Raw genomic sequence first — 22510 nt, forward strand, 5'->3', positions numbered from 1 at the left:
CCACCGTGCCGACCACTGAGTCGGAAAGTTCAGCCGAGGTGCTCCATGGATATCATCGAAACGATTAAAGAGCAGATTGCCAACAACACCATTCTGCTTTACATGAAAGGCTCGCCGAATGCCCCACAGTGTGGGTTCTCCGCGAAAGCCGCTCAGGCTGTAATGGCCTGTGGCGAAAAGTTTGCCTATGTGGACATCCTGCAGAACCCGGAAATCCGCGCCAACCTGCCAAAGTACGCCAACTGGCCAACCTTCCCGCAACTGTGGGTCGGTGGTGAGCTGGTCGGTGGTAGCGACATCATGACTGAAATGTCTGCTGACGGTTCGTTGCAAGCGACGATCAAAGCCGCTGTTGAAGCTGCTGCTGCCAACAAGACCGACGCCTGATTCGCTGAGTGAGGGAGCGGGCTTGCTCGCGAAGACGGTACAACATTCAACAGATTGGTTGACTGACCTACCGCTTTCGCGAGCAAGCTCGCTCCCTCACTTGTTCCAGGGTGAGCCTGAAATTCGGTCATTAAAAAGCCCCGCCTCTTTAAAAGAGAGCGGGGCTTTTTATTGTCTCGAGGTTAGCGGGTGCTAACTTACTCTTCGCCCATCTGCGATTGCAGATAGTTCTCAAGACCGACTTTATCGATCAGGCCCAGCTGGGTTTCCAGCCAGTCGATATGTTCTTCTTCGGATTCGAGAATGTCTTCGAGCAGTTCACGGCTGCCGAAGTCGCCGACGGTTTCGCAATGAGCGATAGCGACTTTCAGATCGGCATGGCCGTCGCGTTCGATCTTCAGGTCACACTCAAGCATTTCCTTGGTGTGTTCGCCGATGTGCAGCTTGCCCAGGTCCTGGACATTCGGTAGGCCTTCAAGGAACAGGATGCGCTTGATCAGCTTGTCAGCGTGCTTCATCTCATCGATGGATTCGTGGTACTCGTGCTTGCCGAGCTTGTTCAGGCCCCAATCTTCATACATGCGCGCATGCAGGAAGTACTGATTGATCGCGACCAGCTCATTGGCAAGGATTTTGTTGAGATGCTGGATGACTGTAACGTCGCCTTTCATGATGGGAGTCCTGCCCTGTATTCGCTGTATATCAGGCAGAGTCTGAGCTGCGTAATTAACAGTGTCAAACCTAAGTTATTGAAACTTAAATGAAAATTAATCGGAATAAGAATGTTTGTGTTCCGCGTCTAGGGCCTAAGCGATTGATTTTCAGACATAAAAAAACCGGACATCAAGTCCGGTTCTTTGAAATACGGTAGTTATGCGGCGGTAAATTCTACGGGGTAGGGGATCGCTGCCTGGGCCGTTTGCAGTTTGCCCAGTGTTTCACGGACCACTTCCTTGGCAAGGCAGGCGCATTTACCGCATTGGCTGGCTACGCCGGTAGCCTGACGGACTTCCTTGTAGCTGCAGCAACCTTCATAGATTGCATCGCGGATTTGACCGTCGGTGACGCCAGTGCAGAGGCAGACATACATAAGTGAGAACCGTCGCTGGTTGTGACTCAATTGCGATGGATCTTAATGTTAACGAGAATGATTGTCAAAGTGGTTTCTGAAGGCTTTTCGTCATAAGGGCCTGTGACTGACGAACGGTTTGCTCTCGCGCCTGTGAAGAAAATATAGCGGCGGCCATTTTGCCCGTCTGAAAAAAACCGCTAAGGACAGGCGAAAAACGCGGTGTATGATGGTCGGCCTTTTGCGAAGGAGGTTCGTGTCACAGGGCTGTCGCTTGAGGGTGACAGGCTGGCATGAACCCTGTTCTTCAACGTTATTACACCAGGAGATATCCAATGAGCGTACTCGTAGGCAAACAAGCCCCTGACTTCACCGTACCGGCCGTACTCGGCAATGGCGAAATCGTAGACAGCTACACCCTGTCCTCGGCCATCAAAGGCAAATACGGCCTGGTGTTCTTCTACCCACTGGACTTCACCTTCGTTTGCCCGTCCGAGCTGATCGCTCTGGACAACCGCATGGCTGACTTCAAGGCACGCAACGTTGAAGTGGTCGCCGTTTCGATCGACTCTCACTTCACCCACAACGCATGGCGCAACACCCCGGTGAACAATGGCGGCATCGGCCAGGTTCGTTACACCATGGCTGCCGACATGAAGCACGAAATCGCCAAGGCCTACGACGTTGAGTCCGAAGGCGGCGTGGCTTTCCGTGGCGCGTTCCTGATCGATGACAAAGGCGTTGTCCGCTCGCAGATCATCAACGACCTGCCACTGGGCCGTAACATGGAAGAGCTGATCCGTCTGGTCGACGCTCTGCAATTCCACGAAGAGCACGGCGAAGTTTGCCCTGCCAACTGGAAAAAAGGCGACAAAGGCATGAACGCTTCGCCAGAAGGCGTTGCGGCTTACCTGACCGAGAATGCTGCTGCACTGTAAGCCAGGCGTCCGGCAATAAAAAACCGGCCTCAGAAAGGCCGGTTTTTTTATGGGCGGGATAAACCCATGCTGTTCACCTGTGGCGAGGGAGCAAGCTCCCTCGCCACAGATTAGTGACGGATCAGTCGTTGTAGTCTTCCCAGCCACCCATTTGTTTCCAGCGATTGACGATGCCGCAGAACAGGTCAGCCGTCTTCTCGGTGTCGTAGCGAGCCGAATGTGCCTCACGTCCGTCGAAGTCGATGTCCGCTGCCTGGCAGGCCTTGGCCAATACGGTTTGACCGTAGGCCAGACCGGCGAGGGTCGCGGTGTCGAAGCTGGAGAACGGGTGAAACGGGTTGCGTTTCATGTCCAGGCGCGCGACAGCGGCGTTGAGGAAGCCCAGGTCGAAGCTGCTGTTGTGCCCGACCAGAATCGCCCGTTTGCAACCGTTGGCCTTCAGGGCCTTGCGCACACCGCGAAAGATATCGGTCAGGGCCGCTTCTTCACTTACCGCCATGCGTAGCGGGTGGTCGAGCTTGATTCCGGTGAACTCCAGGGCTGCCGCTTCGATGTTCGCACCTTCGAAAGGCTCGACCCGGAAGAAGTAGGTGTGCTCAGGGTACACAAAGCCTTTTTCATCCATGCCAATCACGGTGGCGGCGATTTCCAGCAGGGCGTCGGTGGCCGAGTTGAAGCCACCGGTTTCTACGTCGACGACTACCGGCAGGTAACCCCGGAACCTGGCTGCCATTGGATGACGGGAACCGCCCCCGCCGCCATTACCGTCCTGTTCGTCATCGAAATGGTCTTCACTCACGCGTGTTCCTCCAGCAAGCGCCAGCGCAGTTTTTCACCGGCGCGCAGCGGGATTACGGTCAGCTCGCCAAATGGCAGGCTGGTTGGGGCGGTCCACTCGTCGCGGACCAGGGTGATGCGATCGGTGTTCGCCGGCAGGCCGTAGAAACGCGGGCCATTGAGGCTGGCGAAGGCTTCGAGCTTGTCCAGCGCATTACGCTGTTCGAAGGCTTCGGCATACATCTCGATCGCGGCATAAGCGGTGTAGCAGCCGGCACAACCGCACGCCGCTTCTTTGGCGTGCTGGGCATGGGGCGCCGAATCGGTGCCGAGGAAGAACTTGTCGCTGCCACTGGTGGCGGCGTCGAGCAGGGCTTCCTGATGGGTATTACGCTTGAGGATCGGCAGGCAATAGAAGTGCGGCCGAATCCCGCCCACCAGCATGTGGTTACGGTTGTACAGCAGGTGGTGCGCGGTGATGGTCGCGCCGACGTTGGCCGAAGCCGCGTTGACGAACTGCACGGCGTCAGCGGTGGTGATGTGTTCGAACACCACTTTGAGGGTCGGAAAACGCTCGACTACCCGCCGCATATGCTCATCGATGAAGATTTTTTCGCGATCGAAAACGTCGACATCGCCGCGGGTGACTTCACCGTGAACCAGCAAGGGCATCCCGACTTCGGCCATGGCCTCGAGTGCAGGGAAAATCTTGTCGATGCTGGTGACGCCAGAATCCGAGTTGGTGGTCGCGCCGGCCGGGTACAGCTTGGCGGCGTGAATGAAACCGCTGGCCTTGGCCTCACGAATTTCTTCAGGCTGGGTGCGGTCGGTCAGGTACAGAACCATCAACGGTTCGAAGCGGCTGCCGGCCGGACGTGCGGCGAGAATCCGCTGGCGATAGCCATCGGCTTCAGCAGCGTTGCGCACCGGAGGTACCAGGTTGGGCATGATGATGGCGCGACCAAAGGTGCGCGCGACATCCGCGACGGTATTGGTCAACACAGCACCATCGCGAAGATGAATGTGCCAGTCGTCGGGACGCAGCAGGGTCAGGCGGTCGGACATGAGGGGATTCCAGGCGGGTCAAACTCAGGGGAATGCTACCGGAAAAGACTCTTCCAGGCACTCGCTATCAAGTTTTACGACAAGCATCCGATACCCAACAGGTATGCCCTAAACCTGTGTGTCGGTCTTTTCGTTGTAGAAGCCAGTGGAGCCTCCCGTGCGCCAGCGTTATTTAGCCTTGCTCAGTGTGTTTGCCAGCCTTCCTGCAATGGCGCTCACTTTCCAGACTCGTCTGGAGAGCATTGAGTGGACGGTCGAAGGTGACAAGTTCGAATGCCGTCTGACTCAACCGATCACCGATTTCGGTTCGGGTGAGTTCGTGCGTCGCGCTGGCGAGCAGGCAACATTTCGTCTGAAGGCCTACAACTCGATGATCGGAGGGGGTTCCGCAACCTTGCTGGCGGCCGCTGCGCCATGGCAGCCGGGGCGTGGCGACATCAATCTGGGCTCGGTGAGAATCGGCAGTGGCAACGTGCTGTTCAACAGCTCGCAAGCTCAGGCCGGGCGCCTGATCAGCGGGTTGATGGATGGTCGCAGCCCGGTCGTTCGACACTCCTCGGGCGACGGTCGGGTGTCTGAAGTCCGGCTGCTGCCGGTCAAATTCAGCAAGGCCTACAGCGACTATCAGGGGTGCGTGGCCAAGTTGCTGCCGCAGAATTTCGAGCAGGTGAAGCAATCCGAGGTCGGGTTTACGGGTGAAGGCGTCGATCTCGATGCCAGGGCCAAGGCCCAGTTGCAGGTCATGCTGGAATTCATGAAAGCCGATCCAACGGTCAACCACATTGAGCTTGACGGCCATTCCGACAACAGCGGTAACCGCCTGATCAACCGTGAACTGTCACGACGCAGGGCGCTGGCGGTGATGGATTTCTTCAAGGCCAATGGTATTCAGGAATCGCAGATCACACTGCGTTTTCACGGTGAGCGCTATCCGCTGGCGCCGAACAACAACGCTGCCAATCGGGCGAAGAACCGCCGGGTTGCCGTACGTCTCGAACGGGTAGCCCCGACCGAGAAACCGGCGCCTCAAGCCACTGCCACCGCGAGCAGCGCTACAACCTCCTGAACCGGCTGAAATCGTCGCTCGCTCGACATAATCTGTCGCTTCGTCGTCATAAGCTGTCGCGCCTCTGTAAATTATCCTGCATGAGCGGTAGACTTGACAGCTTTCCGTAGAACCCCGTGGAGTGATGGCATGGCGGACGTAAACAAGGTCGTTCTGGCGTATTCCGGCGGCCTGGACACTTCGGTGATCCTCAAGTGGCTGCAGGATACTTATAACTGTGAAGTAGTGACCTTCACCGCTGACCTGGGTCAGGGCGAAGAGGTCGAGCCGGCCCGGGCCAAGGCACAGGCCATGGGCGTAAAAGAAATCTACATCGACGATCTGCGCGAAGAGTTCGTGCGCGATTTCGTGTTCCCGATGTTTCGCGCCAACACCGTTTACGAAGGTGAGTACCTGCTGGGTACTTCCATCGCTCGTCCGTTGATCGCCAAACGCCTGATCGAAATCGCCAACGAAACCGGCGCTGACGCCATTTCCCACGGCGCGACCGGCAAGGGCAACGATCAGGTTCGTTTCGAACTGGGCGCCTATGCCTTGAAGCCGGGCGTGAAAGTGATCGCTCCGTGGCGCGAATGGGACTTGCTGTCCCGTGAAAAGCTGATGGATTACGCCGAGAAGCACGCGATCCCGATCGAGCGTCACGGCAAGAAAAAATCCCCGTACTCGATGGATGCCAACCTGCTGCACATCTCCTATGAAGGCGGCGTGCTGGAAGACACCTGGACCGAGCACGAAGAAGACATGTGGCGCTGGACCGTCTCTCCGGAGAACGCTCCTGACAAGCCGCAATATCTGGAACTGACCTACCGCAACGGCGACATCGTGGCACTGGACGGCGTCGAAATGACTCCGGCCACCGTGCTGGCGACCTTGAACCGTATCGGCGGCGAACACGGTATCGGCCGTCTGGACATCGTCGAAAACCGCTACGTCGGCATGAAGTCCCGTGGCTGCTACGAGACGCCTGGCGGCACCATCATGCTGCGCGCTCACCGTGCGATCGAATCGATCACCCTGGACCGCGAAGTGGCTCACCTCAAAGACGAGCTGATGCCGAAATACGCCAGCCTGATCTACACCGGTTACTGGTGGAGCCCTGAGCGTCTGATGCTGCAACAGATGATCGACGCTTCCCAGGCTCATGTGAACGGCGTTGTGCGCCTGAAACTGTACAAGGGCAATGTGATCGTCACCGGCCGTAAGTCCGACGAGTCGTTGTTCGACGCCAACATCGCGACCTTCGAGGAAGATGGCGGCGCCTACAACCAGGCCGATGCGGCGGGCTTCATCAAGCTCAACGCCTTGCGCATGCGTATCGCGGCGAACAAGGGCCGGAAGCTGTTCTGAGACCTTTGATGCGGTAATGGATTTGTGGCCTTGTCGATGACAAGGCCACAATTCTGAAAAGGGGCTGCTGCATATTACGTTTCGCTTTCTTCTTGTTTCTTCCAACCGTTCCTTCTGCTTCCTGCCTTTGATCTCACTTCAAGGGCTGTCTTCTGCTGCGCGACAGATCAAACCCTAGCCCATAATCGTTACGCCATGTGAGCTCAAATTGTAAGAAATACAGAACGCTGCGCTGTTGCGTTTCTTTATTTGTTTCCAATGTTTGAGCGCGTTTTCCTTCAGTAATATCTCCGAATCGGCGCACGTGAGAAATACGATCACTTGTGCGGGATTATCCGGAGGGTGCTGGATACTCTCCATCAAGGCGCTGAACGCCATTTTTTTGTTGATCCACCGTGCGTCAATGATGTGCAGATCCTTTAGGGGGGTAGGCAGCTGCACATGGTGTTGGGTCGAGCTTTCAGGCTGTCCCCTGGAAGTGCTGCTTCCCGAGTGATCAGCATTATCCATGACTTTTATAAAATGCTTTTCCTTCTCGAAATCGGAGGGCGCGTAAAGCGATCGATAATTGAAGTTGAGTGTGGCGAAGAAAAGAAAAAGCAAATAAAAGGGAAAGCTGATCAAAAACCAGACATAGAGTTCTCTCTCCTTATTGTCGAGGAAGGGAAGGGATACAGCGGCTGATGTTTCGGACAGTGCTGCAAATATCGCAATGATTGTCATAGGGGTGGTGATTCTTTTTTTGAGTTTTATCATGTTTTCTGCTCATGAGGTATTATCTTTTCTCTGTTGACTTATGGGGGTGTTTCAGTGGTGATAACGAGTTCGTGAGTGTGTTTCTGTTGTGTTGAGTTCCTTTTTTGTGGGGTTGAAGTTGTTATAGTAGCTGTATTGTTTCTGGTTTGGGTATGGCTGTTTATTTGTTTTAAGGTGATGTTGTTTTGTTTTGCTGTTGAAGTGTTGCTGTGTGTGAACTTTTCTTGAGTTATGGGAGGCTGGGGAATGCCCGTTGCTTTTAAGGGTAGCTCATTATCCAAAGTGTGTCGGATTACCAGCATTGAACCCTGTTCTTTTGTTTTTTTTGTTGTGAATTGATACAAAGAAACTGTCGTGGCGTTGAGCAAGTGTTCGGCCAATAAAGTCTCTGGCTCATCGTGTGCAATGATTTTTTGTAGGAATAATCCGCGTTGTTTGTAGGTGATGTCTCTCGGTGCGAGTGGCTAGGGGGGGCGGCATGCCATGGGTGAAACGACTAGGCTATGGTGCGGGCTCTAAAAATTCGAACAGCGAAAATTGGACTTGCCCATGAATAAAGTGCTGATCGTGGATGATCACCCCGTCATTCGTCTTGCGGTACGTATGCTAATGGAGCGTCATGGCTACGAAGTCATTGCAGAAACAGACAATGGCGTGGATGCATTGCAACTTGCCCGTGAACTTATGCCGGACATTGTCATTCTGGATATCGGGATACCAAAACTGGATGGACTGGAAGTTATCGCGCGCCTGACATCGGCGGCGATGCCTCTTAAAGTATTGATATTGACGTCTCAGGCGCCAGGGCATTTTTCCATGCGTTGCATGCAATCCGGTGCCGCCGGATATGTCTGCAAACAACAGGATCTCACTGAATTGCTCAGTGCGATAAAAGCGGTGCTGTCAGGTTACAGCTACTTCCCTAATCAAGCGCTGCATACTGTGCGTTCGAGTCTTGGGAATGCCAGTGAAGCCGATATGGTGGATCGCCTGTCTGGGCGGGAAATGATGGTTCTGCAACAATTGGCGCGAGGAAAGACAAACAAGGAAATCGCCGATGGAATGTTTCTCAGCAATAAAACGGTTAGTACTTACAAGACCCGTCTGTTGTTAAAACTCAATGCTCGCTCACTGGTCGATCTCATTGAGCTGGCTCAACGCAATGGTCTGGTATGAGTGTGCCAGGGTTTGACGAGGCATGATGAACGGGCGTTTATCGGGGATCGGCACTTAGTAAAAAGCCTCCGTTTCGGGAGGCTTTTAGGTGTCATAGGTCAAAATCGTAATCGGCCAATTGCTTTTGCAGTCGGCGCTCCTCCAGCAGATTGTCGATGGTGCGGCGTTTGCTCAGGTTGGTCTTTGCCACTTCCACCACCGGTTCAGCGTCATCGGCCTCAACGGGGGTGAAGTCGTCTTCTACGTCCAATTGCTCTTTGCCAGTGCTCATAAGGTTAACTCCAGGCTAAGACTGCCTTTGGCGCTCCTTATATCGACAATCTCTCGGCGGGTAAAAAAGATTTTTTCAATCGGTTAATCAAAAAAACTAATAGCGCCTCAATCGTCGGAGGTCTTTTGCTTGTATTCGCATAGATCTTCGATCCGGCAGCTGCCACAGCGAGGCTTGCGGGCCAGGCAAACGTAGCGTCCATGGAGAATCAGCCAATGATGGGAGTCGAGAAGGTATTCTTTCGGCACGAACTTCATCAGTTTCTTCTCCACCTCGACCACATTCTTGCCTGGAGCAATGCCGGTACGGTTGCTGACCCGGAAAATGTGGGTGTCCACCGCCATGGTCAACTGACGAAATGCGGTATTGAGCACCACGTTGGCGGTCTTGCGGCCGACGCCGGGCAGGGCTTCCAGCTCCTCGCGGGTCTGCGGTACTTCACCTCCATGCCGTTCCACCAGCAAGCGACAGGTTTCGATCACGTTTTTCGCTTTGCTGTTGAACAGGCCGATGGTCTTGATGTACTCCGACAGCCCTTCGACCCCCAAGGCATGAATCGCCGCCGGCGTATTGGCCACCGGAAACAGTTTGGCGGTGGCCTTGTTGACGCCGACATCGGTCGATTGCGCTGAGAGAATCACGGCGATCAGCAGTTCGAACGGCGAGGAATAGGCCAGTTCGGTCTTCGGCTCCGGGTTGTCCTCGTGAAACCTGCGGAAAATTTCAAGACGTTTTGCGGCATTCATGGGCGATGCGTTTCCTCGAAAGCGGTCAAGTGTGAGGGCGTCGGACGGGTCCAGGCCTGACGTGCGGCGAACAGCAGTCCGAGCAGAATAAACCCACCGGGGGCCAGTGTGGCCAAGCGCAGACCGCCGTCGGCGGTGAGCACCCAACCATGCCAGTCCGGTTGCGCAGCACCGGCCAGCCAGGACAGGTGGCTACCGATTGTCCCTTTGCCGATGAGCTCGCGCAGCAGGCTCAGGCCAGCCATCAAGGCGCCGAACAGGCCACACAGGCGCAGGCGATCGCGCCATGTGTTCTGGAAAAAACCATTGTGTTCCAGTACGACGCATTGCAAGGCGATCAATCCTGCATACAACCCCAGGTGCTGGTGCCATTGAAGTGACCAGGCTTGGGTGGCGAGTTCCGCGCAACTGGTCAGCGTGGCAGCCAGCAGGAGGCAGGCCAGCAAGTGTGTTGCCGGAATCAGTTGCGAGCGCAGGGCGCCCATGCTCACACCATAAATACTGAGCACCACGATAAACATCAGCCACAGGCCCAGGGCCGTTACCAATGAATCAGTGACGCCGATCAACGGCGTTAGCATCAGAGAGTTCTGCAGGGGCGATGACTTATTCATGGGCACTGCTCCCGATCAGCGATAGCCGGTGTTCATCGAAGTAGCGCAACGCGTCATGGGTGGCATTGATCACCGCTCTTGAGGTGATGGTTGCGCCTGCGATCTGATCGAATTGTCCTTGGTCCTTTTTCAAGGCCCAACCATTGTCGCCGGGTTCGGTTAGAGACTTGCCGGTAAATACCTGGAGCCAGGCATTGGGCCACTCGGCGAGCTTGCCACCCAGCCCCGGGGTTTCCGATTGCTTTAGGGTTTTGACTCCCACTAACTTGCCATTGATGTCGATAGCGATCAGCAAGTCGATGGAGCCGGCGTAGCCCAGTGTCTGGCTTCGCAGCAATACGGCACTCGGTTGGCCGGCCGTGGACGCCAGGTACCCGCCCAGCAGCGTGCTGTTGGCCAAGCGCGTGTTTTCGAGGCTGAGGGGCTGTTCCAGAGGCTGATTGTCATAGCTGCCGGGCGCTAGAAGATCCAGCAACTGATGGCTGTCGATCAGGCGTTGTTCGGCGGCAATACGCGCGGCGCTGGTGTGCTGCACGAAGTAAGTCGCGCCCATCCCCAGGCCTGCCAGCAATACCAGGCTCACAATGCTCGTCGCTCGGTTCATGGGGTAACCTGCTCCTGCCGGGACGCGGCAAACCGCTCCAGCGCCGGTACACAGAGGTTCATCAGCAAGACCGCAAACGCCACCCCGTCCGGATAACCGCCCCACGTCCGAATCAGGTAAGTCAGCAATCCCACGCCTACGCCGAAGAGTAATCGGGCAGTGGGGCTTTTCGCACCGGATACCGGCTCCGTCACGATGAAGAAGGCACCCAGCATGCTCGCGCCGGTGAGTAGATGAAACAGTGGCGAGCCATGAGAGTCGGAGCCTGTACCGTTCCAGCACAACAGGCTGATGATGAACAGGCTGGAGAGCATGCCGACCGGCGCATGCCAACTGAACACCCGCCGTTGCAGTAGAAACGCACCGCCCGCCAGAAAGGCCAGGTTGACCCATTCCACGCCTCGGCCGCCGAAATGGCCGAATGCCGGGTTGCCAGCGAAGAGTTCGTCCATGGTCAGGCTTTTGTTGATCCGCAGGCTGTCCAGCGCTGTAGCCTGGGCCCATGCATCTGGCGTCTGGCCGAGGCTGAAACCGAACACCTGTTGCAGACCACCAAGCAAGTCCATGCCATGGGGCGACGGCCAATGGGTCATTTGCTGGGGAAACGTCACCAGGACCAGCGCGAAACCAAGCATTGCCGGATTGAACGGATTTCTGCCGACGCCACCGTACAGTTGCTTGCCAAAAAAAAGTCCGAATGCCGCGGCGCTGATCGTCAGCCACCAGGGGCAATAAGGCGGCAAGGCCAGTGCCAGCAGCGTTGCACTGACGAGGGCGCTGCCATCGCTCAGCGTCGGTTTTACAGGTTGCTTGCGCAGCTGCAACACCGCCGCTTCAACGGCCAGTGCGGTGGCCGCCGCCAGAATCAGATTGATCAACACCCCCCAGCCGTACAGCCAAAACAACATCAGCATCCCCGGCACGGTGGCCAGCAATACCAGCTTCATGGCTTGCTGAAGGCGTTCGTCCACCGATTCAGGGCGTGACATAGGCATCCACCTGACGCTCGGCTTCGCTGAGCGCGTGTTCCAGTGCGGCGATCTGTTCGGCCGGCGCTTCGTTTGTTTGAGCCTTCTTGAGTTCGGCGCGGCGCATGGCCAACTGGATCTTCGCCCGTTTCAGTTCGGCATCTTTCGCCGGAACAGGTGGCGCAGACACCACTGGTGCATGGCTTTCCAGTTGCGCCAGCGCCTGCTCGGCGGCTTCGAACTGCTGTTGCAGCACGATCAGCTGCGATTGCTGTTCGAAGGTCGGTGGATGCCCGAAAGCCTTGAGCGACTTGTTCAACTGCGCCCGACTCATCGCCAGATCGACCTTGGCCTTTTTCAGTGCCGCATCGGCATTGGCGGCCTTCTGTGCGCGGACGCGTTCGAGTGCAGCCTGAACCGGGTCGAGCGTCACTTCGCTGTGCTGCACGGCGCGTTGGGCCCGTGCCTGGCGTTCGGCGAGTTTCTGTTCCTCTTCGCGATGCAAGCGGGCATTGCGCTGTTCGAAACGGCGTCGCGCACGGTTGCGCTTGGCGGCCCGGGCCTGTTGTTCCTCCAGGCTGAACGCCAGCCCGCCGACAATCGGCAGCACCGTGGCCAGCGGTAACGGATGCATCTCGATGCAATCCACCGGGCAGGGCGCCACGCAGAGATCGCAACCGGTGCATTCGTCGACGATGACGGTGTGCATGAATTTCGCCGCGCCGACAATGGCGTCGACCGGGCAGGCCTGAATGCACTTGGTGCAGCCGATGCATTCGGCTTCGCGGATGTAAGCGATCTGTGCCGGTGCCGAACCGCGACTGACGTCCAGTTCCAGTACCGGCACTTTCAGCAGGTCGGCCAGGGCTGCGATGGTTTCGCTGCCGCCCGGTGGGCACTTGTTGATCGGCTCGCCGCGGGCGATGCCTTCGGCGTAGGGTTTGCATCCGGGGTGGCCACACTTGCCGCATTGGGTCTGTGGCAAGAGGGCATCGATGCGTTGAATCAGACTCATGTTTTGATCAGCCCGCTGAATCCGAGAAAAACCACCGCGATCAATCCGGCGCCGATCAACTCGATCGGCAGGCCGCGAAAGGGCAGGGGGATATCATTGTCGAGTGTGCGCTGGCGCAAGTCGCTGAACAGACTCAGCACCAGCCAGAAACCCAGCCCGGCGCCGAGGCTCAGGGCTATGGCTTGGAAAATTCCCTTGTCGTCTTGAGCGTTGAGCAAGGTCAGCCCAAGCACGCCGGCATTCCCCAGCAGCAGGGGCCAGAGGCCATCGAATGAAAGTTTCGCCAATAACCGTGAAAGCAGCTTCAGCAGCGGACCAATCAGCAGAACGCTCAACGGCAGGAACACGAACAGACGCAGCGACGTCAGCCCCAACGGCACCAGTAACCAGTGGTAGAGCGCATAGCCAAGTATGCCGACGATCAGCATCAGGCACGTCGTCGCGATGCCCAGCGCGTGGACCTGTGGCCGCTCGCTGCCCAGCACCGGATCGACGCCCAGCGGCCAGTGCAACACGAGGTTGTTGATCAGGGCAGCGCTGACAAGCGTAAGAAGCAGTTCGGTCATGATCGTGCCGGCAAAAGGAGGCCTGTCTAACAAGGTTAGGCATTATCCGGCAAGGAGGGAGGGTGGGCCAGACATGAAAATCCCACAGTCGCGCCGGGCACGACTGTGGGATCGGTTTACCGCGGAGCTTTACTTGATGCGTTGACCCGGCTTGGCGCCGCTGTCGGGGCTCAGCAGGTAGATTTCTTCACCGCCGGGGCCGGCCGCCATCACCATGCCTTCGGAGATCCCGAATTTCATTTTGCGGGGCTTGAGGTTGGCGATCATCATCGTCAGGCGACCATTGAGCTTGGACGGGTCCGGGTAGGCGCTCTTGATGCCGGAGAACACGTTGCGTTGCTCGTCACCGATGTCCAGGGTCAGGCGCAGCAGCTTGTCGGCACCTTCCACGGCTTCGGCCTTGACGATCAGCGCAACGCGCAGGTCTACAGCGGCAAAGGTGTCGAACTCGATCTCTGGCGACAACGGATCCTTGGCCAGTTCGCCGTTGCCGGCGGGTGCAGCTTCGCCGGTGTCGGTTGCGCTGGCGGTCAGGTCTTCTTTCGAGGCGTCGGTCATGGCTTGCACTTTTACCGGGTCGATGCGGGTCATCAGCGGTTTGAACTCGTTCAGATGATGATTGCTGAGTAAGGTGGTGTGGTCGTTCCAGGTCAGCGGGGCGACATTCAGGAACGCCTCGGCATCGGCGGCCAGCAGCGGCAGCACCGGTTTGAGGAAAATCACCAGTTGGCGGAACAGGTTGATGCCCAAGGCGCAAATGGCCTGGACTTCATCCTGCTTGCCTTCCTGTTTGTTCAACGACCACGGCGCCTTGTCGGCGATCCAGGCGTTGGCGCGGTCGGCCAGGCCCATGATTTCGCGCATGGCACGTGCGAAGTCGCGAGCTTCATAGGCTTCGGCAATGCTTGGCGCTGCGGCCAGGAAGGCATCGGTCAGTTCCGGCGCGGCGTTGCCGGCTACCAGTACACCGGCGTTGCCTTTATGGATGAATCCGGCGCAACGGCTGGCGATGTTGACGACTTTGCCGACCAGGTCGGAGTTGACCTTCTGCACGAAGTCTTCGAGGTTCAGGTCCAGGTCGTCGACGCCACGGCTCAGCTTGGCGGCGTAGTAGTAGCGCAGGTATTCCGGCGACAGGTGATCCAGGTAAGTCCGGGCCTTGACGAATGTGCCGCGGGACTTGGACATCTTCTGGCCGTTGACGGTCAGGTAGCCGTGTACGTTGATGCCGGTCGGTTTACGGAAACCCGCGCCTTCGAGCATCGCTGGCCAGAACAGGGCGTGGAAGTTGACGATGTCCTTGCCGATGAAATGGTACAGCTCGGCGGTGGAATCCTTGCCCCAGAACGCGTCGAAGTCCAGGTCCGGACGGCGGGCGCAGAGGTTCTTGAAACTGGCCATGTAGCCGATCGGCGCGTCCAGCCACACATAGAAGTATTTGCCCGGCTCGTCGGGAATCTCGAAGCCGAAGTACGGCGCGTCGCGGGAGATATCCCACTGTTGCAGGCCGGCATCCAGCCATTCGGCGATCTTGTTGGCCACGGCTTCTTGCAACGTGCCGCTGCGGGTCCAGGTTTGCAGCATTTCCTGGAAGTCCGGCAGTTTGAAGAAGAAGTGCTGGGAATCCTTGAGCACCGGCGTGGCACCGGAAATCGCCGACTTCGGATCTTTGAGGTCGGTCGGTGCATAGGTTGCGCCGCATTTTTCGCAGTTGTCACCGTACTGGTCTTCGGTGCCGCATTTCGGGCAGGTGCCCTTGATGAAGCGGTCGGCCAGGAACATTTTCTTTTCCGGGTCGAAGTACTGAGTGATCGAACGCGTGGCGATGTGCCCGGCGTCGCGCAGCTTCAGGTAGATCTGGCTCGACAGCTCACGGTTTTCTTCGGCGTGAGTGGAGTGGAAGTTGTCGAAGTCCACCAGGAACTCGGCAAAGTCGGCGCTGTGTTCAGCCTGGACGTTGGCGATCAGTTGTTCCGGGGTGATGCCTTCCTTTTCCGCACGCAGCATGATGGCCGAACCGTGAGCGTCGTCGGCGCAGACATAAATGCATTGATTACCGCGATGCTTCTGGAAGCGCACCCACATATCGGTCTGGATGTACTCCAGCATATGGCCGAGGTGGATCGAACCATTGGCATAGGGCAGGGCGCTGGTGACGAGGATCTTGCGTGGCTCGGACATGGGGCTCGGCTACTTGATGAAACGGAGGTCGGCCACTATAAAGCGCCGGCGCATATTTTTCACCCTTCGGGCCTGTTTCCGGATGCATCGACCCTGAAAAAAGGTGGTGATGAGTTTGCTGGGTGCAAGAGGGCTTTTGTGGCGAGGGAGCCTGCTCCCGCTGGGTGGCGAAGCCGCCCCAACCCCAGCAACCCGGTTCCGACAGAAGGATCGCGTCAACGTGATTACGACTGCTGTGCAGTCGAGCGGGAGCAAGCTCCCTCGCCACAGGGATGTGTTTGCCACAAATCATCGTGGGGCATGCCGTCTATGATGTAGAACGGTTAGGATACCCGCCTGATTTTCCAGTCTTGCTATCGGAGTTGCCCATGAGCGCCGTCAATCGCGCAGCGGTGGAAGCCGTCCTTCGTCAATACACCGACCCTTACCTGAACCAGGACCCGGTCAGCGCCGGGTGCGTGCGCAGCATCGATATTCAGGGTGATCGCGTCAGCGTTCAGCTGGAGCTCGGTTACGCCGCCGGTCTGTTCAAGAGTGGCTGGGCGCAGTTGCTGCAACTGGCCATCGAAGGCCTGGACGGCGTGGTCACCGCCCGTGTCGAGATCACCAGCGTGATCGCCGCGCACAAGGCCCAGGCGCAGATTCCAGGGCTGGCCAACGTCAAAAACGTCGTGGCCGTGGCGTCTGGCAAGGGCGGTGTGGGTAAATCCACCACGGCGGCCAACCTGGCCCTGGCGCTGGCTCGTGAAGGTGCCAAGGTCGGGATTCTCGACGCGGACATCTACGGTCCGAGCCAGGGCATCATGTTCGGCATCCCGGAAGGCACCCGTCCTCAGGTCAAGGATCAGAAATGGTTCATTCCGATCGAGTCCCATGGCGTCGAGGTGATGTCCATGGCCTTCCTGACCGACGACAACACGCCGATGGTCTGGCGCGGGCCGATGGTTTCCGGCGCGTTGTTGCAGCTGGTCACGCAAACGGCCTGGGGCGATCTGGATTACCTGGTCATCGACATGCCACCAGGCACCGGCGACATCCAGCTGACCCTGGCGCAGAAAGTCCCGGTGGCCGGTGCGGTGATCGTGACCACGCCGCAGGATCTGGCATTGCTGGACGCGCGCAAGGGCGTAGAAATGTTCCGCAAGGTCAACATTCCGGTGCTGGGCGTGGTCGAAAACATGGCCGTGCACATCTGCTCCAACTGCGGGCATGCCGAGCATCTGTTCGGTGAGGGCGGTGGTGTGAAGCTGGCCAATCAGTACGGTGTCGAACTGTTGGCTTCGTTGCCGCTGTCAATGCTGATCCGCGAACAGGCCGATGGCGGCAAGCCAACGGTGATCGCCGAGCCTGACAGCCAGATTGCGATGGTTTACCAGGAACTGGCCCGCCATGTCGGCGCACGGATTGTGTTGCAGGAAGCGGCAACGCCGGCGATGCCGAACATTACCGTCAGCGACGACTGATTCGCTGAAGAAATGCGATCCAATGTGGGAGCGAGCCTGCTCGCGATAGCGATGTAACAGTCACCATCAATGGTGAGTGTTATGCCCTCATCGCGAGCAGGCTCGCTCCCACATTTGTTTTGTGTTGACCCTAGATCCGCAACCCGCCATCCAACTCCAGAATCCGACCGGTGTAGTAGTCGTTCTCGAAAATGTAGGCCGCCGACTGGGCGATTTCTTCGGGTTTGCCCATGCGCTTGAGCGGAATCCCGGAGGTCATTTTCTCCAGCGCTTCCGGCTTCATGCTCAGGGTCATTTCAGTTTCGATGAAGCCCGGCGCAATGCCCGCCACGCGAATGCCGTAGCGCGCCAGTTCCTTGGCCCAGGTCACGGTCGCCGCGGCAACACCGGCCTTGGCGGCGGAGTAGTTGGTCTGGCCGACGTTGCCGGCGCGCGAAATCGACGAGATATTGATGATCGCGCCGCTGTTGTTCAGCTCGACCATTTTTGCCGCGACTTCGCGGGTGCACAGGAACACACCGGTCAGGTTGACGTCGATGACTGCCTGCCATTGGGCCAGGCTCATCTTGGTCATTTCGCCGTCCTTGACCTTCAGCAACAGGCCATCGCGCAGAATGCCGGCGTTGTTGATCAGGCCATGGATCGCACCGAAGTCGTCGGCCACCTGGGCGACCATGTGGGTCACTTGCTCTTCATCGGCGACGTTGCACAGGTAGGCACGGGCCTCGACACCCTTGGCTTTGCAAGCCGCGACGGCGGCGTCGAGTTTTTCCTGATTCAGGTCCACCAGTGCCAGCTTCGCGCCTTTGCCTGCGAGATACTCTGCCATGGAGCGGCCTAAACCCTGGCAACCGCCGGTGATAATGATTACTTTGTCAGTGAGTTGCATTCGCATAGCCCCATAGCAGTTCGGAGTGGTTTTCCTTCTATTCTAGAGGGCCTCTCGATCTGAGCCTGATATGGCTTGGCTGCACATGAGAACTGCCCCTATGGCGTGCTGAGACTTTACCCAGGCGCCTGTCCGTTTTTTTGACGGATTTTATATAAGGAGTCATAAATTGAGCGTTGTAGTGGCTAAGCATGCCCGAGAATTGCTTCTCAAGGAATACCGTGGAGTGCTCTCGACGCACTCCAAAGCGATGCCCGGTTTCCCGTTTGGCTCCGTGGTTCCGTACTGTCTGGACGAACAGGGCCGGCCGCTGATCCTTATCAGCCGCATCGCTCAGCACACTCACAATCTGCAGAAAGACCCTAAATGCTCCCTGCTGGTGGGTGAACGCGAGGCCGAAGACGTACAAGCCGTTGGTCGCCTGACTTACCTGGCGGAAGCGGAAAAGCTCGAAGACGCGGCAGCCATCGAAGCGGCCGCCGAGCGTTACTACCGCTACTTCCCGGATTCGCAGAACTATCACAAGGCCCATGATTTCGATTTCTGGGTGCTTAAACCGGTACGCCACCGTTACATCGGCGGCTTCGGCGCGATTCACTGGGTCGACCAACTGACCCTCGCCAACCCGTTCGCCGGCAAGGCCGAAGCGAGCATGGTCGAGCACATGAATGCCGATCACGCCAAAGCCATCGCCCACTATGTCGAGCTGGCAGGCCTGCCGAAAACCGCTCCGGCGCAATTGGCCGGCATCGACACCGAAGGCATGCACTTGCGCATCGCTCAGGGACTCTACTGGCTACCATTTCAAGCGCCCTGTAATACGCCGACACAAGTCCGGGAAGCCTTGGTTTTCCTGGCTCACGCCGAGCATTGGCCGAAAAATGAAGTGGCCGATGCTTGAATTCACGAAACGGCGACGTCATCTAAGGAACACTGGCAAGGCATTCTTGCGTTGAGGAACCATTTGATGCGCCCTTTTTTGTTGCTCTTTGTACTGTTCCCGGTGTTGGAGCTGTTCGTATTCGTCAAGGTCAGCGGGGCTATCGGGTTTTTCCCGGCCCTGCTGCTGATCATTCTCGGCTCGATGCTCGGCATGTTCGTGCTGCGTATCGCCGGTTTGGCTACTGCGCTACGCGCCCGTGAAAGTCTGAGCCGCGGCGAGTTGCCGGCCCAGACCATGCTGGAAGGTCTGATGCTGGCCCTGGCTGGCGGTCTGTTGATCCTGCCGGGCTTCGTCACCGACGTGCTGGGTCTGATCATGTTGCTGCCGATTTCTCGTCGACTGCTGGCCAACAAAATGCGCCAGCGCGCCGAGGAACAAGCGATGCGTCAGCGCGCGTTCGCCGATGACCTTCAGCCACGGGGCGGTCCTGCTCCACGCCAGCCGCTGGGCCGTGAGCCCAACGTGATCGAAGGCGAGTTCGAACACCGCGACTCCAAGTAACGCTTCCATCGACACGGCACCTTCGGGTGCCGTGTTCGTTTTCAGGGCATCGAGGTAAAAAATATTCGTTCACTGCCCTTGAAATAAGCTCATGCGCCCTTATGTAACGGTCACCGCAAGGTTGCTGGCGATTACGCCAGACAGACTTCCGCGGTTCGCTTGACGAACCGCACCCGGCACCGCCGGATTTGTTAAACCCGCCGGGACTACACCGGCCGATGAAAACCACAATTAGGAGAGATCGACAATGAAGCTTCGTCCTCTGCATGACCGCGTCGTCGTCCGTCGCAGCGAAGAAGAAAAGAAAACCGCTGGCGGTATCGTCCTGCCAGGTTCGGCTGCTGAAAAGCCAAACCAGGGTGAAGTCCTCGCCGTAGGCCCAGGCAAAGCACTGGACAACGGTGAAGTGCGTGCGCTGGCCGTGAAAGTGGGTGACAAGGTTGTGTTCGGCCCTTACTCCGGCAGCAACACTGTGAAAGTCGATGGCGAAGACCTGCTGGTCATTGGCGAGAGCGAAATCCTCGCAGTAATCGAAGGCTGATTCCCCGCTCATTTTCCCGCTACTACAAAGTATTTAAGGAATATCGATCATGGCTGCTAAAGAAGTTAAATTCGGCGATTCCGCCCGCAAGAAAATGCTCGCCGGTGTCAACGTCCTGGCTGACGCAGTAAAAGCGACCCTGGGCCCTAAAGGCCGTAACGTGATCATCGAGAAGAGCTTCGGCGCTCCGACCATCACCAAGGACGGCGTTTCCGTTGCCAAAGAAATCGAGCTGAAAGATCGCTTCGAAAACATGGGCGCGCAGCTGGTCAAAGACGTTGCCTCCCGTGCCAACGATGATGCAGGCGACGGCACCACCACCGCTACCGTTCTGGCTCAGTCGATCGTCAACGAAGGCCTGAAAGCCGTCGCTGCCGGCATGAACCCGATGGACCTGAAGCGCGGTATCGACAAAGCGACCATCGCGATCGTCAAAGAACTGAAAGCCCTGTCCAAGCCTTGCGCTGACACCAAGGCCATCGCTCAGGTCGGCACCATCTCGGCCAACTCCGACAACTCCATCGGCGACATCATTGCCGAAGCCATGGAAAAAGTCGGTAAAGAAGGCGTGATCACCGTTGAAGAAGGCTCGGGCCTGGAAAACGAACTGTCGGTTGTTGAAGGCATGCAGTTCGACCGCGGCTACCTGTCGCCGTACTTCGTCAACAAGCCAGAGACCATGACCGCCGAACTCGACGGTCCGCTGATCCTGCTGGTCGACAAAAAGATCTCGAACATCCGCGAAATGCTGCCAGTACTGGAAGCTGTTGCCAAAGCTGGCCGTCCACTGCTGATCGTGGCCGAAGACGTTGAAGGCGAAGCCCTGGCGACTCTGGTTGTGAACAACATGCGTGGCATCGTTAAAGTCGCAGCCGTCAAGGCTCCAGGCTTCGGCGACCGTCGCAAGGCCATGCTGCAGGACATCGCCGTTCTGACCGGCGGTACCGTAATCTCCGAAGAGATCGGTCTGAGCCTGGAAAGCACTACCCTGGAACACCTGGGTAATGCCAAGCGCGTGATCCTGTCCAAAGAAAACACCACCGTGATCGACGGTGCCGGCGTTGAGGCTGATATCCAGGCTCGCGTGACCCAGATCCGTCAACAAGTGGCCGACACTTCGTCCGACTACGACCGTGAAAAACTGCAAGAGCGTCTGGCCAAACTGTCTGGCGGCGTTGCAGTGATCAAGGTTGGCGCCGGTTCCGAAGTTGAAATGAAAGAGAAGAAAGCCCGCGTTGAAGACGCCCTGCACGCTACCCGCGCAGCCGTTGAAGAAGGCGTGGTACCTGGCGGTGGCGTGGCACTGGTTCGCGCTCTGCAGGCTATCTCCGAGCTGAAAGGCGACAACGATGACCAGAACGTTGGCATCCAGTTGCTGCGTCGCGCTGTTGAAGCGCCACTGCGTCAAATCGTTGCCAACTCCGGCGACGAGCCAAGCGTGGTCGTCGACAAGGTCAAGCAGGGTTCGGGTAACTACGGTTACAACGCTGCTACCGGCGAATACGGCGACATGATCGAAATGGGTATCCTGGACCCGGCCAAAGTGACTCGTTCGGCTCTGCAAGCGGCTTCGTCGATTGCCAGCCTGATGATCACCACTGAAGCCATGATCGCCGAGATCAAGGAAGACGCACCAGCTGGCGGCGGCATGCCAGACATGGGCGGTATGGGCGGCATGGGCGGCATGATGTAAGCCAGCCTTACCCCTATAAAAAAGCCCCGCCTGCGTTGAGCAGGCGGGGCTTTTTATTGCCTTCATTTTGCTAGGTCTGGAGACCGAGTCGCGGCCATCGCGGGCAAGCCACGCTCCCACAGTCGATTGCATTGAACCTGTGGGAGCGGGCTTGCCCGCGATGGCGTCGGCTCAGACGCTGACCGGTTCTGCCTCGCTCACCCGTTCAGCCTTGGAAGCCGGTCGATAGAGGATGTAGTAATACGCCCCCAGACAAATCAGCCAGCAGAAAATCGCCGTCCACACGTTGTGCGAGAAGAAGTGCGCGCCTTGCATCATCCGGCTGATGGAAAACACCGAGCCCAACGCGAAGGCGACGACAAACGCCTTGCGGGCCAGCCGTGGACGACGGTCACGCAGGACGAAGAACAGCGCAAACAACGTGAAGCCGGTCGCCGCATGACCGCCTGGCCAGCAGCGGCCCGGCTTGTCGGTGTGCGGACGAGGGCTGAGCAATTCGCTGTAGGTTTCGTGCCCGCCAAATTGTTCCAGGCTCCATGGGCATTGCACCGCCGTCACCGCCTTGACCGGGGTGACAAAGGAGGTTGCCAGCGCCAGGGACAGCACCAGGCAGCCCAGTTCCCGTTTGAACGGTTTGAGCCTGTCCATGAAAAAGGAGCCGATGAAGCCCAGGATGGCGAACACCGAAAAGGCGATGACCACTTGCTTGGCCCGGTCATGCAGGATGTTTTCCAGGAAGTAACTGTGCCGCCCGATGAATGCCCCGGCGACCGGGTCATAGAACAGCTTGGCAAGGTCCATGTCCAGGGACGTCAGTTCGAGCAACAGCAGGGTGATCGCCGCAATGGCGGGCACTCCCAGGCACAGCCAGACATTCAGCGGCCTGGAGACGGGACGGACAGCGGTTGATGACATGGTGGATCCTGAAGAATGG

General features: G+C 57.7%; 26 protein-coding genes. 10 read left to right on the plus strand and 16 right to left on the minus strand.

The genetic code is table 11. From position 1 onward, the window contains the following. Positions 1-45: 45 nt before the first annotated feature. A complete protein-coding gene (gene grxD / locus QMK51_RS06235) occupies positions 46-387 on the plus strand; it encodes a Grx4 family monothiol glutaredoxin (RefSeq protein ID WP_258699311.1) in 342 nt (113 codons plus the stop codon). Positions 388-584: 197 nt separating this feature from the next. Here grxD and bfr read toward each other — a convergent pair whose 3' ends face one another. Further along, positions 585-1058 (minus strand): bacterioferritin, encoded by a 474-nt coding sequence (gene bfr / locus QMK51_RS06240; protein ID WP_007898512.1) that lies wholly within the window; start codon positions 1056-1058, stop codon positions 585-587. Positions 1059-1258: 200 nt separating this feature from the next. Next, positions 1259-1477, minus strand: a complete 219-nt coding sequence (locus tag QMK51_RS06245) for a bacterioferritin-associated ferredoxin (RefSeq protein WP_007938921.1) — start codon at positions 1475-1477, stop codon at positions 1259-1261. A 314-nt stretch (positions 1478-1791) separates the two neighbouring features. Between QMK51_RS06245 and QMK51_RS06250 the strand changes: the two genes are divergently transcribed. Next, complete coding sequence (locus QMK51_RS06250; protein ID WP_253416557.1) at positions 1792-2394, plus strand: peroxiredoxin; 603 nt, start codon at positions 1792-1794, stop codon at positions 2392-2394. A gap of 121 nt (positions 2395-2515) precedes the next feature. Here QMK51_RS06250 and rnt read toward each other — a convergent pair whose 3' ends face one another. Together rnt and pyrC are read right to left on the minus strand one after the other, a co-directional pair. After that, positions 2516-3193, minus strand: coding sequence for a ribonuclease T (rnt, locus tag QMK51_RS06255; protein ID WP_007898509.1), 678 nt, complete (start codon positions 3191-3193; stop codon positions 2516-2518). Further along, positions 3190-4236 (minus strand): dihydroorotase, encoded by a 1047-nt coding sequence (gene pyrC, locus QMK51_RS06260; protein ID WP_205887390.1) that lies wholly within the window; start codon positions 4234-4236, stop codon positions 3190-3192. The genes rnt and pyrC overlap by 4 nt, the downstream gene beginning before the upstream one ends. Before the next feature lie 157 nt (positions 4237-4393). On the opposite strand from pyrC, the gene QMK51_RS06265 reads away from it, so the two are divergent. Further along, positions 4394-5302, plus strand: coding sequence for a flagellar protein MotY (locus QMK51_RS06265; RefSeq protein ID WP_320393460.1), 909 nt, complete (start codon positions 4394-4396; stop codon positions 5300-5302). 129 nt (positions 5303-5431) lie between these two features. Continuing rightward, a complete protein-coding gene (locus QMK51_RS06270) occupies positions 5432-6649 on the plus strand; it encodes an argininosuccinate synthase (protein WP_007938916.1) in 1218 nt (405 codons plus the stop codon). Positions 6650-6823: 174 nt separating this feature from the next. Here QMK51_RS06270 and QMK51_RS06275 read toward each other — a convergent pair whose 3' ends face one another. Both QMK51_RS06275 and QMK51_RS06280 read right to left on the minus strand, forming a co-directional pair. After that, on the minus strand, positions 6824-7405 hold the full coding sequence (locus tag QMK51_RS06275) for a hypothetical protein (RefSeq protein ID WP_320393461.1): 582 nt from the start codon (positions 7403-7405) through the stop codon (positions 6824-6826). A 38-nt stretch (positions 7406-7443) separates the two neighbouring features. Further along, positions 7444-7785: a hypothetical protein gene (locus tag QMK51_RS06280; protein WP_320393462.1), complete on the minus strand. Its 342-nt coding sequence runs from the start codon at positions 7783-7785 to the stop codon at positions 7444-7446. Positions 7786-7954: 169 nt separating this feature from the next. Between QMK51_RS06280 and QMK51_RS06285 the strand changes: the two genes are divergently transcribed. Next, complete coding sequence (locus tag QMK51_RS06285; RefSeq protein ID WP_018926602.1) at positions 7955-8581, plus strand: response regulator transcription factor; 627 nt, start codon at positions 7955-7957, stop codon at positions 8579-8581. Between the two features lie 91 nt (positions 8582-8672). Here the strand turns inward: QMK51_RS06285 and QMK51_RS06290 are convergent, their stop codons facing one another. The 8 genes from QMK51_RS06290 to metG all read right to left on the minus strand — a co-directional run bounded on the left by QMK51_RS06290 (position 8673) and on the right by metG (position 15546). Beyond that, positions 8673-8852, minus strand: a complete 180-nt coding sequence (locus tag QMK51_RS06290; RefSeq protein WP_007898493.1) for a PA3496 family putative envelope integrity protein — start codon at positions 8850-8852, stop codon at positions 8673-8675. Positions 8853-8959: 107 nt separating this feature from the next. Next, positions 8960-9598 (minus strand): endonuclease III, encoded by a 639-nt coding sequence (gene nth, locus QMK51_RS06295; protein ID WP_258699318.1) that lies wholly within the window; start codon positions 9596-9598, stop codon positions 8960-8962. Beyond that, complete coding sequence (locus QMK51_RS06300; RefSeq protein ID WP_320393463.1) at positions 9595-10212, minus strand: Rnf-Nqr domain containing protein; 618 nt, start codon at positions 10210-10212, stop codon at positions 9595-9597. The genes nth and QMK51_RS06300 overlap by 4 nt, the downstream gene beginning before the upstream one ends. Next, positions 10205-10816: an RnfABCDGE type electron transport complex subunit G gene (locus QMK51_RS06305; protein ID WP_320393464.1), complete on the minus strand. Its 612-nt coding sequence runs from the start codon at positions 10814-10816 to the stop codon at positions 10205-10207. Before QMK51_RS06305 ends, QMK51_RS06300 begins: the two co-directional genes overlap by 8 nt. Beyond that, a complete protein-coding gene (locus QMK51_RS06310; RefSeq protein WP_320393465.1) occupies positions 10813-11805 on the minus strand; it encodes an RnfABCDGE type electron transport complex subunit D in 993 nt (330 codons plus the stop codon). Before QMK51_RS06310 ends, QMK51_RS06305 begins: the two co-directional genes overlap by 4 nt. Continuing rightward, entirely contained in the window at positions 11792-12799 is a 1008-nt protein-coding gene (gene rsxB / locus QMK51_RS06315; protein ID WP_320393466.1) for an electron transport complex subunit RsxB, read from the minus strand. Before rsxB ends, QMK51_RS06310 begins: the two co-directional genes overlap by 14 nt. Next, positions 12796-13365: an Rnf-Nqr domain containing protein gene (locus tag QMK51_RS06320; RefSeq protein ID WP_320393467.1), complete on the minus strand. Its 570-nt coding sequence runs from the start codon at positions 13363-13365 to the stop codon at positions 12796-12798. The genes rsxB and QMK51_RS06320 overlap by 4 nt, the downstream gene beginning before the upstream one ends. Before the next feature lie 129 nt (positions 13366-13494). Next, on the minus strand, positions 13495-15546 hold the full coding sequence (metG, locus tag QMK51_RS06325; RefSeq protein ID WP_320393468.1) for a methionine--tRNA ligase: 2052 nt from the start codon (positions 15544-15546) through the stop codon (positions 13495-13497). A 368-nt stretch (positions 15547-15914) separates the two neighbouring features. On the opposite strand from metG, the gene apbC reads away from it, so the two are divergent. Further along, a complete protein-coding gene (gene apbC / locus QMK51_RS06330; protein WP_019581546.1) occupies positions 15915-17009 on the plus strand; it encodes an iron-sulfur cluster carrier protein ApbC in 1095 nt (364 codons plus the stop codon). Between the two features lie 130 nt (positions 17010-17139). Here apbC and QMK51_RS06335 read toward each other — a convergent pair whose 3' ends face one another. Then, positions 17140-17898 (minus strand): SDR family oxidoreductase, encoded by a 759-nt coding sequence (locus QMK51_RS06335; protein ID WP_320393469.1) that lies wholly within the window; start codon positions 17896-17898, stop codon positions 17140-17142. A gap of 169 nt (positions 17899-18067) precedes the next feature. Between QMK51_RS06335 and QMK51_RS06340 the strand changes: the two genes are divergently transcribed. From QMK51_RS06340 to groL, 4 genes are all read left to right on the plus strand, one after another. Continuing rightward, a complete protein-coding gene (locus tag QMK51_RS06340) occupies positions 18068-18799 on the plus strand; it encodes a HugZ family protein (protein ID WP_320393470.1) in 732 nt (243 codons plus the stop codon). A gap of 66 nt (positions 18800-18865) precedes the next feature. Next, positions 18866-19342, plus strand: coding sequence for an FxsA family protein (locus QMK51_RS06345; RefSeq protein ID WP_320393471.1), 477 nt, complete (start codon positions 18866-18868; stop codon positions 19340-19342). 247 nt (positions 19343-19589) lie between these two features. After that, positions 19590-19883 carry a co-chaperone GroES gene (locus QMK51_RS06350; RefSeq protein WP_007898444.1) on the plus strand — a complete coding sequence of 98 codons (294 nt, stop codon included), beginning with the start codon at positions 19590-19592 and terminating at the stop codon, positions 19881-19883. Positions 19884-19932: 49 nt separating this feature from the next. Further along, a complete protein-coding gene (gene groL / locus QMK51_RS06355) occupies positions 19933-21576 on the plus strand; it encodes a chaperonin GroEL (RefSeq protein ID WP_105345112.1) in 1644 nt (547 codons plus the stop codon). Between the two features lie 171 nt (positions 21577-21747). On the opposite strand, the gene QMK51_RS06360 is transcribed toward groL, so the two are convergent. Further along, positions 21748-22491 carry a phosphatase PAP2 family protein gene (locus tag QMK51_RS06360; protein WP_258699328.1) on the minus strand — a complete coding sequence of 248 codons (744 nt, stop codon included), beginning with the start codon at positions 22489-22491 and terminating at the stop codon, positions 21748-21750. Between the last annotated feature and the right edge of the window lie 19 nt (positions 22492-22510).

It is taken from the genome of Pseudomonas sp. P9_31 (assembly GCF_034008235.1).
Lineage (GTDB): Bacteria > Pseudomonadota > Gammaproteobacteria > Pseudomonadales > Pseudomonadaceae > Aquipseudomonas.

Coding starts and splice junctions, on each gene's coding strand:
- QMK51_RS06305 (WP_320393464.1), bottom strand. CDS start 10,816: ATGAACCGAGCGACGAGCATTGTGAGCCTGGTATTGCTGGCAGGCCTG.
- QMK51_RS06300 (WP_320393463.1), bottom strand. CDS start 10,212: ATGAATAAGTCATCGCCCCTGCAGAACTCTCTGATGCTAACGCCGTTG.
- QMK51_RS06345 (WP_320393471.1), top strand. CDS start 18,866: ATGCGCCCTTTTTTGTTGCTCTTTGTACTGTTCCCGGTGTTGGAGCTG.
- apbC (WP_019581546.1), top strand. CDS start 15,915: ATGAGCGCCGTCAATCGCGCAGCGGTGGAAGCCGTCCTTCGTCAATAC.
- pyrC (WP_205887390.1), bottom strand. CDS start 4,236: ATGTCCGACCGCCTGACCCTGCTGCGTCCCGACGACTGGCACATTCAT.
- QMK51_RS06275 (WP_320393461.1), bottom strand. CDS start 7,405: ATGATAAAACTCAAAAAAAGAATCACCACCCCTATGACAATCATTGCG.
- QMK51_RS06285 (WP_018926602.1), top strand. CDS start 7,955: ATGAATAAAGTGCTGATCGTGGATGATCACCCCGTCATTCGTCTTGCG.
- rsxB (WP_320393466.1), bottom strand. CDS start 12,799: ATGAGTCTGATTCAACGCATCGATGCCCTCTTGCCACAGACCCAATGC.
- bfr (WP_007898512.1), bottom strand. CDS start 1,058: ATGAAAGGCGACGTTACAGTCATCCAGCATCTCAACAAAATCCTTGCC.
- QMK51_RS06250 (WP_253416557.1), top strand. CDS start 1,792: ATGAGCGTACTCGTAGGCAAACAAGCCCCTGACTTCACCGTACCGGCC.
- QMK51_RS06335 (WP_320393469.1), bottom strand. CDS start 17,898: ATGCAACTCACTGACAAAGTAATCATTATCACCGGCGGTTGCCAGGGT.
- QMK51_RS06360 (WP_258699328.1), bottom strand. CDS start 22,491: ATGTCATCAACCGCTGTCCGTCCCGTCTCCAGGCCGCTGAATGTCTGG.
- QMK51_RS06350 (WP_007898444.1), top strand. CDS start 19,590: ATGAAGCTTCGTCCTCTGCATGACCGCGTCGTCGTCCGTCGCAGCGAA.
- QMK51_RS06245 (WP_007938921.1), bottom strand. CDS start 1,477: ATGTATGTCTGCCTCTGCACTGGCGTCACCGACGGTCAAATCCGCGAT.
- metG (WP_320393468.1), bottom strand. CDS start 15,546: ATGTCCGAGCCACGCAAGATCCTCGTCACCAGCGCCCTGCCCTATGCC.
- groL (WP_105345112.1), top strand. CDS start 19,933: ATGGCTGCTAAAGAAGTTAAATTCGGCGATTCCGCCCGCAAGAAAATG.
- grxD (WP_258699311.1), top strand. CDS start 46: ATGGATATCATCGAAACGATTAAAGAGCAGATTGCCAACAACACCATT.
- QMK51_RS06270 (WP_007938916.1), top strand. CDS start 5,432: ATGGCGGACGTAAACAAGGTCGTTCTGGCGTATTCCGGCGGCCTGGAC.
- QMK51_RS06310 (WP_320393465.1), bottom strand. CDS start 11,805: ATGTCACGCCCTGAATCGGTGGACGAACGCCTTCAGCAAGCCATGAAG.
- QMK51_RS06320 (WP_320393467.1), bottom strand. CDS start 13,365: ATGACCGAACTGCTTCTTACGCTTGTCAGCGCTGCCCTGATCAACAAC.
- nth (WP_258699318.1), bottom strand. CDS start 9,598: ATGAATGCCGCAAAACGTCTTGAAATTTTCCGCAGGTTTCACGAGGAC.
- QMK51_RS06290 (WP_007898493.1), bottom strand. CDS start 8,852: ATGAGCACTGGCAAAGAGCAATTGGACGTAGAAGACGACTTCACCCCC.